This is a genomic window from Escherichia sp. E4702, assembly GCF_963883545.1.
GTDB lineage: Bacteria > Pseudomonadota > Gammaproteobacteria > Enterobacterales > Enterobacteriaceae > Escherichia.
Genome location: NZ_CAWORF010000003.1, coordinates 17,892 through 33,197, shown reverse-complemented (window position 1 = coordinate 33,197; position 15,306 = coordinate 17,892). Strand labels below are relative to the sequence as shown.

The following is a 15,306-nucleotide window of genomic DNA, read 5'->3' as shown; positions in this document are numbered from 1 at the left end:
AATAATTAAAAAACAATGTCACAGAGATCACACTACGCAATATTGAACATTGTTATTAATATATCGCCACCATACTATCCATTAAAATAAATAGTTGTTTCAACAAATAACAACATATTCAAAAGCAGCAAAACATTCTCATATTTTATTAGAGTCACATTTTTCATTCACAAAACAAATTTATTAGTACCATCTCAACAGTCGATATTCATCATTATTATATATTTGCGTTATATAAGGAGATATATCCATGTTTGATAAATATAGAAAAACACTGGTAGCTGGAACGGTGGCATTAGCTCTGGGATTGTCTGCAACTGGCGTAATGGCGGCGGGTTTTAAACCTGCACCACCTGCCGGGCAACTCGGTGCAGTCATTGTCGACCCCTACGGCAATGCCCCACTGACCGCTCTGGTTGACTTAGATAGCCACGTCATTTCTGACGTCAAAGTTACCGTCCACGGGAAGGGCGAAAAAGGTGTTGAAATCAGCTATCCCGTGGGCCAGGAGTCCCTAAAAACTTACGATGGTGTACCGATTTTTGGTCTTTATCAGAAATTTGCCAACAAAGTGACCGTTGAGTGGAAAGAAAACGGCAAGGCCATGAAAGATGATTACGTGGTGCAAACTTCAGCCATCGTCAACAATTACATGGATAACCGTTCCATCTCTGATCTACAGCAGACCAAAGTCGTTAAAGTCGCACCTGGTTTTGAAGATCGCCTCTATCTGGTTAATACCCACACCTTTACGGCACAAGGTTCCGATCTCCACTGGCACGGTGAGAAAGATAAAAATGCCGGGATCCTCGATGCAGGTCCGGCAACCGGCGCACTGCCTTTTGATATCGCCCCCTTTACTTTCATTGTCGATACCGAAGGTGAATACCGCTGGTGGCTGGATCAAGACACCTTCTACGATGGCCGTGACCGTAATATCAACAAACGTGGTTATCTGATGGGTATCCGCGAAACACCACGCGGCACCTTTACCGCAGTACAAGGCCAGCACTGGTACGAGTTCGACATGATGGGTCAGGTGCTGGAAGATCATAAACTGCCGCGCGGATTCGCTGACGCCACTCATGAATCCATTGAGACGCCTAATGGTACGGTACTGTTGCGCGTAGGTAAGAGTAACTACCGTCGCGATGACGGCGTACACGTCACCACCATTCGTGATCATATCCTCGAAGTCGATAAATCTGGTCGCGTTGTCGATGTATGGGATCTGACGAAGATCCTCGATCCGAAACGTGATGCTCTGCTCGGTGCACTGGATGCTGGCGCAGTTTGCGTTAACGTTGATCTTGCTCACGCCGGACAGCAGGCAAAACTGGAACCAGATACGCCGTTTGGCGACGCGCTGGGTGTAGGGCCAGGTCGTAACTGGGCGCACGTCAACTCCATCGCCTATGACGCGAAAGATGACTCAATTATCCTCTCTTCTCGTCACCAGGGCGTTGTGAAAATTGGTCGTGATAAACAAGTGAAATGGATCCTTGCCCCCTCGAAAGGCTGGGAAAAACCATTGGCCAGCAAATTGCTGAAACCCGTTGACGCTAACGGTAAGCCGATCACCTGTAACGAAAATGGCCTGTGTGAAAACTCAGACTTCGACTTCACCTATACCCAGCATACCGCATGGATCTCCAGCAAAGGTACACTCACTATCTTTGATAACGGCGACGGTCGCCATCTGGAACAACCTGCCTTACCAACCATGAAATATTCCCGTTTTGTGGAATATAAGATTGATGAGAAGAAAGGTACCGTTCAGCAAGTTTGGGAATACGGTAAAGAACGCGGTTACGATTTCTATAGCCCAATCACCTCCATTATCGAATACCAGGCTGACCGTGACACCATGTTCGGCTTCGGTGGCTCCATTCATCTGTTTGACGTCGGTCAGCCGACCGTCGGTAAGTTGAACGAGATCGACTACAAAACCAAAGAAGTGAAAGTGGAAATCGACGTGATGTCTGATAAACCCAACCAGACTCACTACCGTGCGCTGTTAGTCCGTCCAAAACAGATGTTTAAATAATTAAGAAGGGAATAAAAATGTCGAAATTAGGGATCTCATCACTGTTTAAAAGCGTACTACTTACTGCGGCTCTGGCGGTTTCATTTACTGCTTCTGCATTTACCGAAGGCACGGATTATATGGTCCTGGAAAAACCGATTCCGAATGCCGACAAAACGCTGATTAAGGTATTCAGCTACGCCTGCCCGTTCTGTTACAAGTACGACAAAGCGGTTACCGGTCCGGTATCGGAAAAAGTGAAAGATGTCGTTGCTTTCACGCCGTTCCATCTGGAAACCAAAGGCGAATACGGTAAACAGGCGAGCGAAGTCTTTGCTGTCTTGATCAATAAAGATAAAGCAGCAGGTATTTCCTTATTTGATGCTAACTCTCAGTTTAAGAAAGCCAAGTTTGCCTACTACGCGGCTTATCACGACAAAAAAGAACGCTGGTCTGACGGTAAAGATCCCGCGGCCTTTATCAAAACGGGTCTGGATGCTGCTGGTATGAGCCAGGCGGATTTTGAAGCTGCACTGAAAGAGCCAGCGGTACAAGAAACACTGGAAAAATGGAAAGCCTCTTATGAAGTCGCCAAAATCCAGGGTGTTCCAGCTTATGTCGTTAATGGTAAGTACTTGATCTACACCAAGAGCATCAAATCCATCGACGCGATGGCAGACCTTATCCGTGAGTTAGCAAGCAAATAACAGGGAAACAGGCTATGGGTATTAAGGGAATGTGGAAAGACCTTCGCACATCACCAGTCGACACACTGGTCAGATGACAGGAGCAACGCTTTTTGTGGTTGTTAATGGCCGTTGCGATGGGCGCGTTAATTATCCTGGCGCACTCTTTCTTCCAGATCTATCTCTACATGGCCCCCTGTGAGCAATGTGTATACATTCGCTATGCCATGTTGGTGATGGTTATTGGAGGATTGGTTGCGGCGATCAACCCGAAGAACATCATCCTTAAGCTGATTGGCTGCGTGATGGCATTTTACGGCAGCATCATGGGGCTGAAGTTTTCATTCAAACTGAACGATATCCACCATGCGGTGCATAACCCGGATCCCGATTCACTGTTTGGCGTTCAGGGTTGCTCTACCGATCCAACTTTCCCCTTTAACCTGCCGCTGGCACAGTGGGCACCAAACTGGTTCAAACCTACCGGGGATTGCGGCTATGATGCGCCAATCGTTCCCGATGGCGTCACACTGAGCAGTATGCAGCAGTGGTTTGTGGCGATGTATCAGCAATCTGAAGGCTGGTATCTGCTACCGCCGTGGCACTTTATGAACATGGCTCAGGCCTGTATGTTGGCTTTTGGTCTTTGCTTATTGCTGCTATTAGTGATGAGCGGCGCATGGGGACTCAAGCTGCTGAGAAAGTAAGGTAATGCAAACCGAAGCCAGAAATTGGCTTCGGTTTTCTTCATCTATTAACCTACCTGCACCGACAACATACTTAAACTGCCCATTTCTATACCATCGACCGGAATGGTAATTGGCTCCTGCCCATCCCATGCACCTAAAACATACAATAGCGGCAGGTAATGCTCCGGTGTTGGATTCGATAACGCGCCACCTTCATGGTCGAGATAATTCACCAGAGGATGCTGCTCCACCGGTCCTTGCCACGTCAGATTCGCTTTCACATACTCATTAAACGACGTCGCCCACGGATAGGGGGAACTATCGCCATGCCATTTCACCGTGCGCAGGTTATGCACCACGTTACCGCTGGCGACCAACATTATTCCTTCATCTCGCAGCGCTGCCAGTTTACGCCCCATCTCAAGGTGCCAGGCGGCGGGTTTGGTGCTATCAATACTTAACTGCACCATCGGGATATCCGCTTGCGGATACATCTTAATCAGCACCCCCCACGAGCCGTGGTCAAAGCCCCAGGCTTCTTTATCCAGTGTGACAGGCACTGGCGCTAACAGCTCAACCAATCGCTGAGCCAAAGCCGGTGAGCCAGGAGCCGGATAATGGGTGTCGTACAGCGCCTGCGGAAAGCCGCCAAAGTCATGAATCGTTGGCGGCGTCTCCATCGCAGTCACTCCTGTACCACGGGTAAACCAGTGAGCCGAAACCACGACAATCGCTTGCGGGCGTGGCAATGTCATCCCCAACTTCTGCCAGCTGCGGGTATACAAATTATCTTCCAGCACGTTCATCGGACTACCGTGACCTAAAAACAATGCTGGCATACGTGTTGAAGACATGATGATATCCTTAACTAAAGGTGTCATTTTGATATCCTCACAATACGCTCGTTCGGCGGAGTAAGAACCCGGATAACGATGATGATGATCATCAGTTATTTTGACGATCTGCCTGAAGGTGAAGATTTATAAGGAGTTGTCGATGTCAGTACCTCTCATTCTGACCATACTGGCGGGGGCAGCCACGTTTATTGGTGCGTTTCTCGGCGTTCTCGGGCAAAAACCCTCGAACCGACTGCTGGCATTTTCGCTAGGGTTTGCGGCGGGGATCATGTTGCTGATCTCATTGATGGAGATGCTCCCTGCCGCATTAGCCGCCGAAGGAATGTCCCCCGTTCTGGGCTACGGGATGTTTATTTTTGGTCTGCTGGGCTATTTTGGTCTGGACCGCATGTTGCCGCATGCGCATCCGCAGGATTTAATGCAAAAATCGGTGCAACCGTTGCCCAAATCACTCAAGCGCACTGCTATTCTGCTCACTCTTGGAATCAGTCTGCATAACTTCCCGGAAGGGATTGCCACCTTTGTTACGGCAAGCAGTAACCTGGAGCTGGGCTTTGGCATCGCACTGGCCGTGGCTTTGCACAATATTCCTGAAGGTCTGGCGGTTGCGGGGCCGGTTTACGCGGCAACGGGGTCGAAACGCACCGCAATTCTGTGGGCGGGGATTTCTGGGCTGGCGGAAATTCTCGGCGGCGTTCTGGCGTGGTTAATCCTTGGTAGCATGATTTCCCCGGTAGTCATGGCGGCAATCATGGCGGCGGTTGCAGGAATCATGGTGGCGCTCTCCGTGGACGAATTAATGCCGTTAGCCAAAGAGATTGATCCCAATAATAATCCCAGCTATGGCGTGCTGTGTGGGATGTCAGTAATGGGATTTAGTTTAGTGCTGTTACAAACGGCGGGAATTGGTTGAAAACAACTTCAGATGTTGTCCAGCATGGACAACATCTGCAGGCATCGCAGAAGCACTACTCCAGCTTTTCTGCTGTCTCTTCTCTCGCACTGTTTAAGTATTTGTTTCTCGCTTCAAGCAGTGCGTCTCTGTCCTGGCGAAACGCCCGACAATAACGTTTCAAATGCAGGAAATACCCCACCACAACCAGCGCAATCAATACAATCCAGTACCAGGAGATAAACATCCTTTTTACCCTTAATATTTAACAATACCAAACATTTAGCGCATAAATTTCACATATCCATTTTCGGATATATTTATATGGTCGCATAATATCGGAACATTTATATGATTTTGATCATAATGAAAAAGGTTGTCTGATATTAGTGAAATTTACTCATAGATAAAGCGGTGAAATTTACATTCAGCAGGGTAAGGGCAAAATAAAACCGAAGCCTTCTACAGCTTCGGTTTCTTTGATTATCGCACCAGTCTTAGCAGTTATTTTCAGCTAGCTTTGCGCTCATGCGCCTGACGGTATGCAACCAGATCCTCAATAGTGACCAGCGCCATATTGTGTTTGTTGGCAAACTCGATGCACTCTGGCGCGCGGGCCATGGTGCCATCGTCATTAGTCAGTTCACACAGCACACCTGCAGGTTTAAAGCCTGCCAGCGTCATCAGATCAATAGTCGCTTCGGTATGACCGCCACGAGTCAGTACACCACCCGCCTGTGCGCGCAATGGGAAAACGTGGCCAGGGCGATTCAAGTCTGAAGGTTTAGCACCATCAGCAATCGCAGCGCGAACAGTCGTGATACGGTCAGCAGCAGAAACACCGGTAGTCACACCTTCAGCAGCTTCAATGGTCACGGTAAAACCAGTGCCATAGGCGCTGGTATTATTTTCGACCATCATTGGCAGATCGAGTTGTTTACGGCGTTCTTCGGTTATGCACAAGCAAACAATACCGCTACCGTGGCGAATGGTCAGAGCCATCTGCTCAACGGTCATGGTTTCTGCCGGGAAGATCATATCGCCTTCGTTTTCACGGTCTTCATCATCAAGCACCATCACACCGCGTCCTTCACGCAGCGCAGCCAGTGCATTTTCAACACGTTCGAAAGGCGTACCAAAAGAGGAAAGTAGCGTCTGATTCATGGTAAAAAAACCTCACTAAAATTATGGTTACCAGAATCAGGGCAGTCTTAGGAGTGGCGGCATATAGCCAAAATAACGTGAGCGGGTCCATGCCCGACAGAATCGTTACTCTCTCCCATCCGGACTCTAACCGTCGGCCCCGGAATTACACCGGATCTGCTGTCCTTTGAGTTTGCACCCAAAGCGCTCGCGGGCTTTCAACTGAGTTGATTTACCGCCGGTGGGGAATTTCGCCCCGCCCTGAGAATAAGCGGATTCACTATAACGCTAATGATTAGCGGCAGCAACGCATAGGTTCACATAATTCTGGTTTATGACTTACCCTTATCGCACTACAATGGCACCAAACACCTATCAGTACAGGGAAACTACAATGATTGACCCGAAAAAAATTGAGCAAATTGCTCGCCAGGTTCACGAATCAATGCCTAAAGGAATCAGGGAGTTCGGGGAAGATGTGGAGAAAAAAATCCGCCAAACCCTACAAGCACAGCTGACTCGCCTCGATTTGGTAAGCCGCGAAGAATTCGATGTGCAGACGCAGGTCCTGTTACGGACTCGTGAGAAACTGGCGTTACTGGAGCAGCGCATCAGTGAACTGGAAGCTCGTAGTAATCCGGCAGCAGAAGTTCAATCTCCTCCCGCCATCCCGCCAGTTGATAAAGCAGAATAAAGCACCACAAAAACGGGCCTGACGGCCCGTAATATCAATGTTCTAGTTCCAGTTCTCTTGACTGTGTCATTTGCTGGCAATACCAGGCATAACGAGCGCAAAACCAGGTTCTGTGTTCTTCATCCATATTACCAGTGACGGCCAGAATATCGACCGGTCGACCTTCAGCATTCATTCTGGCAAAACTACGCGCCAGGAAATCGAAATTATTTAAAGAATTAAGACCATGATCCATAAGCACATCCTCCGGTTATCGCATACCTTTTAAGGCCATATGCTTTTTCTGATTTCAGTATTCCTTAATCAGTGTAGTGCCTTTAAACATAACGTGCGTAAATATATTGTTTTGGATCACACTTTTTATTGAAAATAATTACAACGTTAAAAGACTTTCCCTTTTAAAATTTCACTAACGCATGTTATTATTAGCAAAGATAAATGTAAGAAAGGAAATCATACCATAGTAAACAATGCGTCACTGAATGGACGATGGAGTGACTGATGATTTTATTTGCCGACTATAACACACCTTATCTTTTCGCTATTTCCTTTGTACTTTTGATCGGCCTGTTAGAAATTATTGCTATTGTCTGCGGTCACATGCTCTCCGGTGCTCTTGATGCACATCTTGATCATTACGATTCCATAACCACAGGTAATATTAGTCAGGCACTTCATTATCTTAATATTGGAAGGCTACCAGCCCTCGTCATCCTCTGCCTGTTAGCTGGTTTTTTTGGCCTTATCGGCATCGTTCTACAGCATGCCTGCGTGACGGTCTGGAAAGCTCCGCTCTCAAACCTGTTGGTGGTTCCTGTTTGTTTACTGCTCACTGTTATTACAGTGCATTATATCGGCAAGGCGATCGCCCCCTGGATTCCTCGCGATCATAGTTCTGCTATTACAGAAGAAGAATATATTGGCTGCATGGCATTAATTACCGGTCATCAGGCAATATCTGGCAGACCCTGTGAAGGAAAACTTACCGATCAATTTGGTCAAATACACTATTTATTACTGGAACCTGAAGAAGGAAAAAACTTCACCAAAGGTGACAAGGTATTGATTATTTGCCGACTTTCTGCAACACGATATTTAGCAGAAAAAAATCCCTGGCCAAATATATTGTAAATATTTAATCAAAAGGAAATTTAATAATGGATGATATTGTTAACTTAGTACCGTCATGGATGTTTATGGCGATTGTTGCCGTATGTGTTCTGTTTATTATCGGTATTATTTTCGCGCGACTTTATCGTCGGGCATCTGCCGAGCAGGCATTTGTTCGTACCGGGTTAGGCGGGCAAAAAGTGGTAATGAGCGGCGGCGCAATCGTAATGCCGATCTTCCACGAAATCATTCCTATCAATATGAATACGCTCAAGCTGGAAGTCAGCCGTTCTACTATTGATAGCCTGATTACGAAAGATCGTATGCGTGTTGATGTTGTAGTGGCTTTCTTTGTACGGGTAAAACCGTCAGTAGAAGGCATCGCCACTGCGGCCCAGACGTTGGGGCAACGCACGCTATCACCAGAAGATTTACGTATGCTGGTCGAGGATAAATTCGTCGATGCCCTACGCGCCACCGCTGCGCAAATGACCATGCATGAGTTACAGGATACCCGCGAGAACTTCGTGCAGGGTGTACAAAATACCGTGGCAGAAGACTTGTCGAAAAACGGACTGGAACTGGAAAGTGTTTCACTCACCAACTTTAACCAGACTTCGAAAGAGCATTTTAACCCGAACAACGCTTTTGACGCCGAAGGTTTGACCAAACTAACCCAGGAGACGGAACGCCGTCGTCGCGAGCGTAACGAAGTTGAACAGGATGTAGAAGTTGCGGTGCGAGAGAAAAATCGAGACGCTCTTTCGCGGAAACTGGAGATTGAACAGCAAGAAGCGTTTATGACGCTTGAGCAGGAGCAGCAGGTTAAAACCCGTACCGCTGAGCAGAATGCGAAAATTGCGGCTTTTGAAGCTGAACGTCGTCGTGAAGCAGAGCAGACGCGAATTCTGGCTGAACGACAGATTCAGGAAACGGAAATCGACCGCGAACAGGCCGTCCGCTCAAGAAAGGTTGAGGCTGAACGTGAAGTTCGCATTAAAGAGATCGAACAGCAGCAGGTCACCGAAATCGCCAACCAGACGAAATCAATCGCCATTGCGGCAAAATCAGAGCAACAATCCCAAGCAGAAGCGCGTGCCAACCTCGCACTTGCAGAAGCGGTAAGTGCGCAACAAAACGTAGAAACCACTCGCCAGACAGCCGAAGCCGATCGTGCCAAGCAGGTGGCGCTGATTGCCGCAGCGCAAGACGCAGAAACCAAAGCGGTCGAACTGACCGTGCGGGCGAAAGCAGAGAAAGAAGCCGCAGAGATGCAGGCGGCAGCGATCGTTGAGTTAGCCGAAGCTACGCGTAAAAAAGGCCTGGCGGAAGCAGAAGCGCAACGTGCGCTGAACGACGCTATCAACGTACTTTCTGATGAACAAACCAGCCTTAAATTCAAACTGGCGCTACTACAGTCGTTACCTGCGGTAATAGAGAAATCCGTTGAACCGATGAAGTCTATCGACGGCATCAAGATTATTCAGGTCGATGGATTGAACCGTGGTGGCGCTGCGGGGGATGCGGCATCAGGCAGCGTTGGTGGCGGAAATCTGGCGGAACAGGCATTGTCTGCCGCCCTTTCTTACCGCACACAGGCACCGCTGATTGACTCCTTGCTCAATGAAATTGGCGTTTCAGGCGGCTCGCTGGCGGCATTGACTTCACCCTTAACCTCAACAACTCCCGTCGCAGAAAACGTAGAATAAATTTTCATCTATGAACATCCCTGGCCCAAAAAGCCGGGGATTTTTTATATCTGCATTCCGCTAAAAAGTGCAAATGATCAGGTTGTTACAGCGTTTTGCGAGTCGACTCGGGGAAGAGAAAACTGCATCAGAGAAAGCGTTGCGTGGGGTCAGGCGCTAATCAACAATCGGGGAGCCAGCAAGGGGCTGAAACGGGAAAGCCCCTCCCGAGGAAGGGGCCTTACAGAAGGAAAGGGTTATGATGAAGCTTGTCATCATACTGATTGTGTTGTTACTCGTAAGTTTCGCAGCTTATTAACAGCCAATCAGAGGGGGGAGAAATCCTCCCTCACCCTTATTCCTTTACTCTAGGTTGAAAAAACAACAGCGTCAAGAAGGTTTCATTAACGCATATCCCTGGCCCAAAAAGCTGGGGATTTTTTATATCTGCGTTCCACTAAAAAGTGCAAATGATCAGTTTGTTACAGCGTTTTACGTGACCGCTCGGGGAAGAGAAATCTGTATCAGGGAAAGCGTTGCGCGGGGTCAGGCGCTCATCAACAATCGGGGAGCCAGCAAGGGGCTGAAACGGGAAAGCCCCTCCCGAAGAAGGGGCCTTACAGAAGGAAAGGGTTATGATGAAGTTCGTCATCATACTGATTGTGTTGTTACTGATAAGTTTCCACGCTTACTAACAGCCAATCAGAGGGGGGGAGAAATCCTCCCTCACCCTTGTTCCTTTACTTTAGGTTGAAAAAAAATCAGCGTCAAGAAGGTTTCATTAACGCATATCCCTGGCCCAAAAGCCGGGGATTTTTTATATCTGCATTCCGCTAAAAAGTGCAAATGATCAGGCTGTTGCAGCGTTTTGCGAGTCGACTCGGGGAAGAGAAAACTGCATCAGGGAAAGCGTTGCGCGGGGTCAGGCGCTAATCAACAATCGGGAAGCCAGCAAGGAGCTGAAACGGGAAAGCCCCTCCCGAGGAAGGGGCCTTATAGAAGGAAAGGGTTATGATGAAGTTCGTCATCATACTGGTTGTGTTGTTACTGCTAAGCTTCCCAACTTACTAACAACTGATCAGAGGGGGGAGAAATCCTCCCTTACCCTTGTTCCTTTACTCTAGGTTGAAAAAACAACAGCGTCAATAGGTCTACCTGACACGAAGCGAGATCTGTGAACCGCTTTCCGGTTAGCCTTTTTTATCCTGTTGGATCTTCTTGATGATGTTAGTGGTCGAGCAACCGTCTTCAAAGTTGAGCACCAGCACTTCGCCGCCGTTGGCCCAGACTTCTTTACTCCCGGCAATCTCTTCTGGTTTATAGTCGCCTCCTTTTACCAGCAGATCTGGCAGGATCCCGGCGATCAGGCGCTGCGGCGTGTCCTCTTCAAACGACACCACCCAGTCGACCGCTTCCAGTGCGCCCAGCACAATCATACGCTGTTCGAGCGGGTTAACCGGGCGAGAATCCCCTTTCAGGCGTTTGGTGGAGGCATCGCTGTTCACGGCGACAATCAAGCGGTCACCCAGCTTGCGGGCATTTGCCAGATAAGAGACATGCCCGGCGTGGAGAATGTCGAAGACGCCGTTGGTCATCACTACTTTTTCGCCACGTTTACGCGCCGCCGCTACAGCCAGCTTCAGCTCATCTTCGGTCATCACGCCAAAACCAGTGTCTGCGCGTCCACGTACTGCGTTTTCCAGCTCGATCGGCGAAACCGTGGATGTCCCCAGTTTGCCGACCACCACACCAGCCGCCGCATTGGCAAAGAAGCAGGCTTCTTCCAGCGAATTACCAGCCGCCAGCGTTGCCGCAAGCACGCCAATCACCGTGTCGCCTGCACCGGTAACGTCATAGACTTCTTGCGCCTGAGTTGGCATATGCAGCGGCTCTTTACCCGGTTGCAGCAGCGTCATCCCTTGCTCGGAACGGGTTACCAGCAGCGCAGAGAGTTCGTAGTCGGCAATCAGTTTCATGCCGCGTTCAACAATCTCTTCTTCGGTTTTACATTTACCAACAACAGCTTCAAATTCCGAGAGATTAGGCGTTAACAGCGTAGCGCCGCGGTAGCGTTCAAAATCGGTGCCTTTTGGATCAATCAGCACCGGAACGCCCGCTTTACGCGCCAGTTGGATCATCTGCTGTACGCTTGCCAACGCACCTTTCGCATAGTCAGAAAGCACCAGCGCGCCAATCGTACCGAGAGCCTGATTAATCCGCTCATGCAGCGGCTGCGGATCAACACCTTCGAAACCTTCTTCGAAATCCAGGCGGATCAACTGTTGGTTACGAGAAAGCACCCGCAGTTTGGTGATGGTCGGATGCGTCGGCACAGAAACGAAGTCGCATTTTACGTTCACGTCGGCCAGCGATTTACTGAGCGCGCGCGCCGCATCATCAATACCTGTCAGCCCCACCAGGCGTGCGTTTGCACCGAGAGAAGCGATGTTCATCGCCACGTTGGCCGCGCCGCCCGGACGTTCTTCGATGGTATTCACTTTAACCACGGGTACTGGCGCTTCCGGCGAGATACGGCTGGTGGGACCGTACCAGTAACGATCCAGCATTACATCACCAACCACCATCACTCCTGCACGTTCAAACTCTGGCAGCGTTACTTTCATTCCTGTCTCCTGAGAGATTCAAAATTTGCGCGCGATAATACCATATTTCATTCCTCCACCAGCCACTTCTGCCAGCTTGCCCGCCCCAGTTCACGCTCTGCGGTAAAGTAATCCTCCGGCACATGGCCCGGCAACTCTTGTAATGCCAGATGATGAAGTTCATCGCGCAGCGTCGTGTAAGCACGGCTCAGCGCCATCGCTTCCTGCTCTTCCATAATGTCGTTTTGCGCCAACAGTTCCAGAATGCGCACGTTGTCTGACCAGCGCGTTAACTTCGGTTTTTCATGGGCGTAGCGCAACACCAGATATTGGGTAATAAATTCGATATCGGTAATTCCGCCTTCATCGGCTTTGATATCAAAGCGATCGCGATGTTTATTGCCGAGATGGGCGCGCATTTTCTCGCGCATTTCCCGCACTTCTGTCTGTAAAGTTTTGCCTTCACGCGGCAGCGTCATAATCTCCCGGCGTACTGCGTCAAATTGAGCGGTCAATTGTGGATCACCATATACCACGCGAGCACGTACCAGCGCCTGATGTTCCCACGTCCAGGCCTCGTTTCTCTGATAATCGGCAAACGCTTCTGCGGAAGTAACCAGCATTCCCGCCGCCCCGGACGGGCGTAGCCGTGCATCCACTTCGTACAAAATACCGGAAGACGTGCGCGTGCTGAACAAGTGCATAATGCGTTGCGCCAGACGCAGGTAAAACTGCCGCCCGTCGATTTCCCGCTCGCCGTCCGTCATTACATCCATCGGGCAATCATGGAGGAAGATCAGGTCAAGATCAGAACTATATCCCAGCTCCCAACCGCCCAGCTTACCGTAGCCAACCACCGCAAAGCCGCGACCTTCACGTTCGTTCAGGTGGGTCGGTTTTCCGTAACGGGCGACCATTTGAACCCACGCCTGCTGAACGACGGCATCTATCATGGCTTCTGCCAACCAGGTTAAGTGATCGCTCACTTTCATTACCGGTAGCGTACCGGCAATATCCGCAGCGGCAATGCGTAACAGCTGCGCCTGTTTGAACTGACGCAGCGCCTCAAGTTGTTGTTCTTCGTCATCTTCTGGCACGCGCAGCAAATACTGGCGCAATTCGTCGCGATAGGCATCCGTCGCTGTCGGCTGGTAGAGGGTGTTCGGATCGAGCAGTTCATCCAGCAATAATGGATAACGCGCCAGTTGACTGGCAATCATCGGCGATGCGGCACACAGAGAAATCAAATGCTTAAGCGCCGCGGGGAATTCACTGAGCAATTCTAAATAGGTGGTGCGGGTAACAATCCCCACCAGCAAGGCGGTAATGCGCGACAGCGTGACAGCAGCGTCTTCACGCGCGCATACGTCACTTAACAAATGCGGCATGAGATGGTCGAGCACCTGACGTCCGCGCGGCCCAATAGTGCGCTTATCCAGCTCTTTGCGGAAATCGGCAATCAGCGTCAGCACCTGTTTGCGATCATCTTCTCTAAGATGCGCCAGCACTGGCGTGGTGTCATCTTCCTGCAATGCATCCTGCCACAGCTCACGCCACTGCTCCGACAGAGTCTCTTCCTGGGTATCGCTTTCGTCGTCACCAATCAGATCGTTAAATACCCGACGCACATTAGCCATATGTCCGCCCAGCGCTCCGGTCAGTTGCTGCCAGTCAGCAAAGTCCATCGCCCACGCCAGCCGCGCACGGTTAAGCTCATCAGAAGGAAGCGTCTGGGTTTGTTCGTCATTAATGCTTTGCAGCAGGTTTTCCAGACGCCGCAGGAACAGATACGCCACTCGCAATTGTTCCGCATCGTTTTCAGAAAGCAGATGCAGCGCGGCAATGGCGCTGAGCGTTGGCAGTAAAGAGCGCGATTGCAGCGACGGTTCGCGCCCGCCGCGAATGAGCTGGAACACCTGGACGATAAATTCAATTTCGCGAATGCCGCCTGCGCCAAGTTTGATGTTGTCGGTCAAACCGCGGCGACGCACTTCACGGGCAATCATCCCTTTCATGTTGCGCAGAGACTGAATCACACTGAAATCGATGTAACGACGAAAAACAAACGGGCGCAGCATCGAACGCAATTCGTTAGCATAAACGCCGTCGCTATCGCCCATAATCCGCGCCTTGACCATCGCGTAACGCTCCCAGTCACGCCCCTGCTCCTGGTAATAATCTTCCAGCGCTGCAAAGCTCAGCACCAGCGGGCCACTTTCGCCAAACGGACGCAGCCGCATATCTACGCGATAGACAAAGCCATCTTGCGTTGGTTGATCCAGCACTTTAATCAACCGCTGCCCCATGCGGGTAAAGAACTGAGCGTTGTCCAGTTCCCGGCGTCCGCCCTGAGTACAACCATGTTCCGGCCAGGCAAAAATCAGATCGATATCTGAGGAGAAATTCAGTTCCCCGCCGCCCAGCTTACCCATGCCTAAAATCAGCAGCGGTTGCGCTTCGCCCTGCGCATTACACGGCGTTCCCCACTCGCGGCAGCATGCGTCATACAACCAGTCACGCGCCGCGACAATCAGCGTCTCAGCGAGATGGCTGAGCTGCTGCAATATGCTCTCTTCAGTAACCAGCGCCAGCGTTTGCGCCCAGGCGATACGTACCATAATGCGCCGCCGGAACAGCCGCAGTTCACGCATTAACCCAGCCTCGTCACTCACGTTACTGAGCGCCTCCTGTAACCACTCGCCGTAATACTGCCATTCATCGGCTTGTGGCGGCTCGCTTTCCAGCTCCGTCAGCCACTCTGGATGCGCAATTACGCTATCCTGCACAAAATCACTAAAAGTAAGTACTGACTTCGCCTGTGCGCTAAGTGATTCCTCGGCTAAAGGCGCTGGCAGCCGCTCAACAACGGTCTGCCAGTACTGCTGTAACGGTGAAGAGAGCGGCTTCATAAGCGATTT

The 15,306-nt window shown here is 50.1% G+C and carries 15 protein-coding genes, 1 pseudogene and 1 riboswitch; of the genes and pseudogenes, 10 read left to right on the top strand and 6 right to left on the bottom strand.

The window, feature by feature from the left end; all coding sequences use genetic code 11:
- The first annotated feature begins 250 nt into the window (after positions 1-250).
- The 3 genes and pseudogenes from AACU94_RS00690 to dsbI all read left to right on the top strand — a co-directional run bounded on the left by AACU94_RS00690 (position 251) and on the right by dsbI (position 3,419).
- Entirely contained in the window at positions 251-2,047 is a 1,797-nt protein-coding gene (locus tag AACU94_RS00690) for an aryl-sulfate sulfotransferase (protein WP_135488736.1), read from the top strand.
- A 17-nt stretch (positions 2,048-2,064) separates the two neighbouring features.
- Positions 2,065-2,733 carry a thiol:disulfide interchange protein DsbA/DsbL gene (locus tag AACU94_RS00685; RefSeq protein WP_000040018.1) on the top strand — a complete coding sequence of 223 codons (669 nt, stop codon included), beginning with the start codon at positions 2,065-2,067 and terminating at the stop codon, positions 2,731-2,733.
- 14 nt (positions 2,734-2,747) lie between these two features.
- Positions 2,748-3,419 (top strand): annotated as a pseudogene (dsbI, locus tag AACU94_RS00680) (protein-disulfide oxidoreductase DsbI).
- A gap of 47 nt (positions 3,420-3,466) precedes the next feature.
- Here dsbI and ygiD read toward each other — a convergent pair.
- Positions 3,467-4,255, bottom strand: coding sequence for a 4,5-DOPA-extradiol-dioxygenase (gene ygiD / locus AACU94_RS00675; RefSeq protein WP_167852517.1), 789 nt, complete (start codon positions 4,253-4,255; stop codon positions 3,467-3,469).
- A gap of 142 nt (positions 4,256-4,397) precedes the next feature.
- Here ygiD and zupT point away from each other — a divergent pair, with 142 nt between their 5' ends.
- Positions 4,398-5,171 carry a zinc transporter ZupT gene (gene zupT, locus AACU94_RS00670; RefSeq protein WP_001339991.1) on the top strand — a complete coding sequence of 258 codons (774 nt, stop codon included), beginning with the start codon at positions 4,398-4,400 and terminating at the stop codon, positions 5,169-5,171.
- Positions 5,172-5,226: 55 nt separating this feature from the next.
- Here the strand turns inward: zupT and yqiD are convergent, their stop codons facing one another.
- Entirely contained in the window at positions 5,227-5,397 is a 171-nt protein-coding gene (yqiD, locus tag AACU94_RS00665; RefSeq protein WP_165382779.1) for a protein YqiD, read from the bottom strand.
- 263 nt (positions 5,398-5,660) lie between these two features.
- The gene (ribB, locus tag AACU94_RS00660; protein ID WP_113305203.1) at positions 5,661-6,314 is read right to left on the bottom strand and encodes a 3,4-dihydroxy-2-butanone-4-phosphate synthase; all 654 of its coding nucleotides are present in this window, start codon (positions 6,312-6,314) and stop codon (positions 5,661-5,663) included.
- Positions 6,315-6,417: 103 nt separating this feature from the next.
- Positions 6,418-6,566, bottom strand: a riboswitch (FMN riboswitch).
- Between the two features lie 121 nt (positions 6,567-6,687).
- Between ribB and ubiK the strand changes: the two genes are divergently transcribed.
- Entirely contained in the window at positions 6,688-6,987 is a 300-nt protein-coding gene (gene ubiK / locus AACU94_RS00655) for a ubiquinone biosynthesis accessory factor UbiK (protein ID WP_064529620.1), read from the top strand.
- A 34-nt stretch (positions 6,988-7,021) separates the two neighbouring features.
- Here ubiK and glgS read toward each other — a convergent pair whose 3' ends face one another.
- Positions 7,022-7,222 carry a cell surface composition regulator GlgS gene (gene glgS / locus AACU94_RS00650; protein WP_130210460.1) on the bottom strand — a complete coding sequence of 67 codons (201 nt, stop codon included), beginning with the start codon at positions 7,220-7,222 and terminating at the stop codon, positions 7,022-7,024.
- A 266-nt stretch (positions 7,223-7,488) separates the two neighbouring features.
- On the opposite strand from glgS, the gene AACU94_RS00645 reads away from it, so the two are divergent.
- The 5 genes from AACU94_RS00645 (at position 7,489) to ibsE (ending at position 10,856) form a co-directional block, all read left to right on the top strand.
- Positions 7,489-8,118, top strand: coding sequence for an OB-fold-containig protein (locus AACU94_RS00645; RefSeq protein ID WP_130210458.1), 630 nt, complete (start codon positions 7,489-7,491; stop codon positions 8,116-8,118).
- Between the two features lie 26 nt (positions 8,119-8,144).
- On the top strand, positions 8,145-9,806 hold the full coding sequence (locus tag AACU94_RS00640) for a flotillin family protein (RefSeq protein WP_130218218.1): 1,662 nt from the start codon (positions 8,145-8,147) through the stop codon (positions 9,804-9,806).
- Between the two features lie 238 nt (positions 9,807-10,044).
- Positions 10,045-10,104 (top strand): type I toxin-antitoxin system Ibs family toxin, encoded by a 60-nt coding sequence (locus AACU94_RS00635; protein WP_001387081.1) that lies wholly within the window; start codon positions 10,045-10,047, stop codon positions 10,102-10,104.
- Between the two features lie 316 nt (positions 10,105-10,420).
- Entirely contained in the window at positions 10,421-10,480 is a 60-nt protein-coding gene (locus tag AACU94_RS00630; RefSeq protein ID WP_100733770.1) for a type I toxin-antitoxin system Ibs family toxin, read from the top strand.
- Positions 10,481-10,796: 316 nt separating this feature from the next.
- Positions 10,797-10,856 carry a type I toxin-antitoxin system Ibs family toxin gene (gene ibsE, locus AACU94_RS00625; RefSeq protein ID WP_001387082.1) on the top strand — a complete coding sequence of 20 codons (60 nt, stop codon included), beginning with the start codon at positions 10,797-10,799 and terminating at the stop codon, positions 10,854-10,856.
- Positions 10,857-10,975: 119 nt separating this feature from the next.
- Here the strand turns inward: ibsE and hldE are convergent, their stop codons facing one another.
- Entirely contained in the window at positions 10,976-12,409 is a 1,434-nt protein-coding gene (hldE, locus tag AACU94_RS00620) for a bifunctional D-glycero-beta-D-manno-heptose-7-phosphate kinase/D-glycero-beta-D-manno-heptose 1-phosphate adenylyltransferase HldE (protein WP_130218220.1), read from the bottom strand.
- Between the two features lie 47 nt (positions 12,410-12,456).
- Positions 12,457-15,297, bottom strand: a complete 2,841-nt coding sequence (gene glnE / locus AACU94_RS00615) for a bifunctional [glutamate--ammonia ligase]-adenylyl-L-tyrosine phosphorylase/[glutamate--ammonia-ligase] adenylyltransferase (RefSeq protein ID WP_135488735.1) — start codon at positions 15,295-15,297, stop codon at positions 12,457-12,459.
- Positions 15,298-15,306: the final 9 nt, after the last annotated feature.

Coding starts and splice junctions, on each gene's coding strand:
- AACU94_RS00690 (WP_135488736.1), top strand. CDS start 251: ATGTTTGATAAATATAGAAAAACACTGGTAGCTGGAACGGTGGCATTA.
- AACU94_RS00685 (WP_000040018.1), top strand. CDS start 2,065: ATGTCGAAATTAGGGATCTCATCACTGTTTAAAAGCGTACTACTTACT.
- ygiD (WP_167852517.1), bottom strand. CDS start 4,255: ATGTCTTCAACACGTATGCCAGCATTGTTTTTAGGTCACGGTAGTCCG.
- zupT (WP_001339991.1), top strand. CDS start 4,398: ATGTCAGTACCTCTCATTCTGACCATACTGGCGGGGGCAGCCACGTTT.
- yqiD (WP_165382779.1), bottom strand. CDS start 5,397: ATGTTTATCTCCTGGTACTGGATTGTATTGATTGCGCTGGTTGTGGTG.
- ribB (WP_113305203.1), bottom strand. CDS start 6,314: ATGAATCAGACGCTACTTTCCTCTTTTGGTACGCCTTTCGAACGTGTT.
- ubiK (WP_064529620.1), top strand. CDS start 6,688: ATGATTGACCCGAAAAAAATTGAGCAAATTGCTCGCCAGGTTCACGAA.
- glgS (WP_130210460.1), bottom strand. CDS start 7,222: ATGGATCATGGTCTTAATTCTTTAAATAATTTCGATTTCCTGGCGCGT.
- AACU94_RS00645 (WP_130210458.1), top strand. CDS start 7,489: ATGATTTTATTTGCCGACTATAACACACCTTATCTTTTCGCTATTTCC.
- AACU94_RS00640 (WP_130218218.1), top strand. CDS start 8,145: ATGGATGATATTGTTAACTTAGTACCGTCATGGATGTTTATGGCGATT.
- hldE (WP_130218220.1), bottom strand. CDS start 12,409: ATGAAAGTAACGCTGCCAGAGTTTGAACGTGCAGGAGTGATGGTGGTT.
- glnE (WP_135488735.1), bottom strand. CDS start 15,297: ATGAAGCCGCTCTCTTCACCGTTACAGCAGTACTGGCAGACCGTTGTT.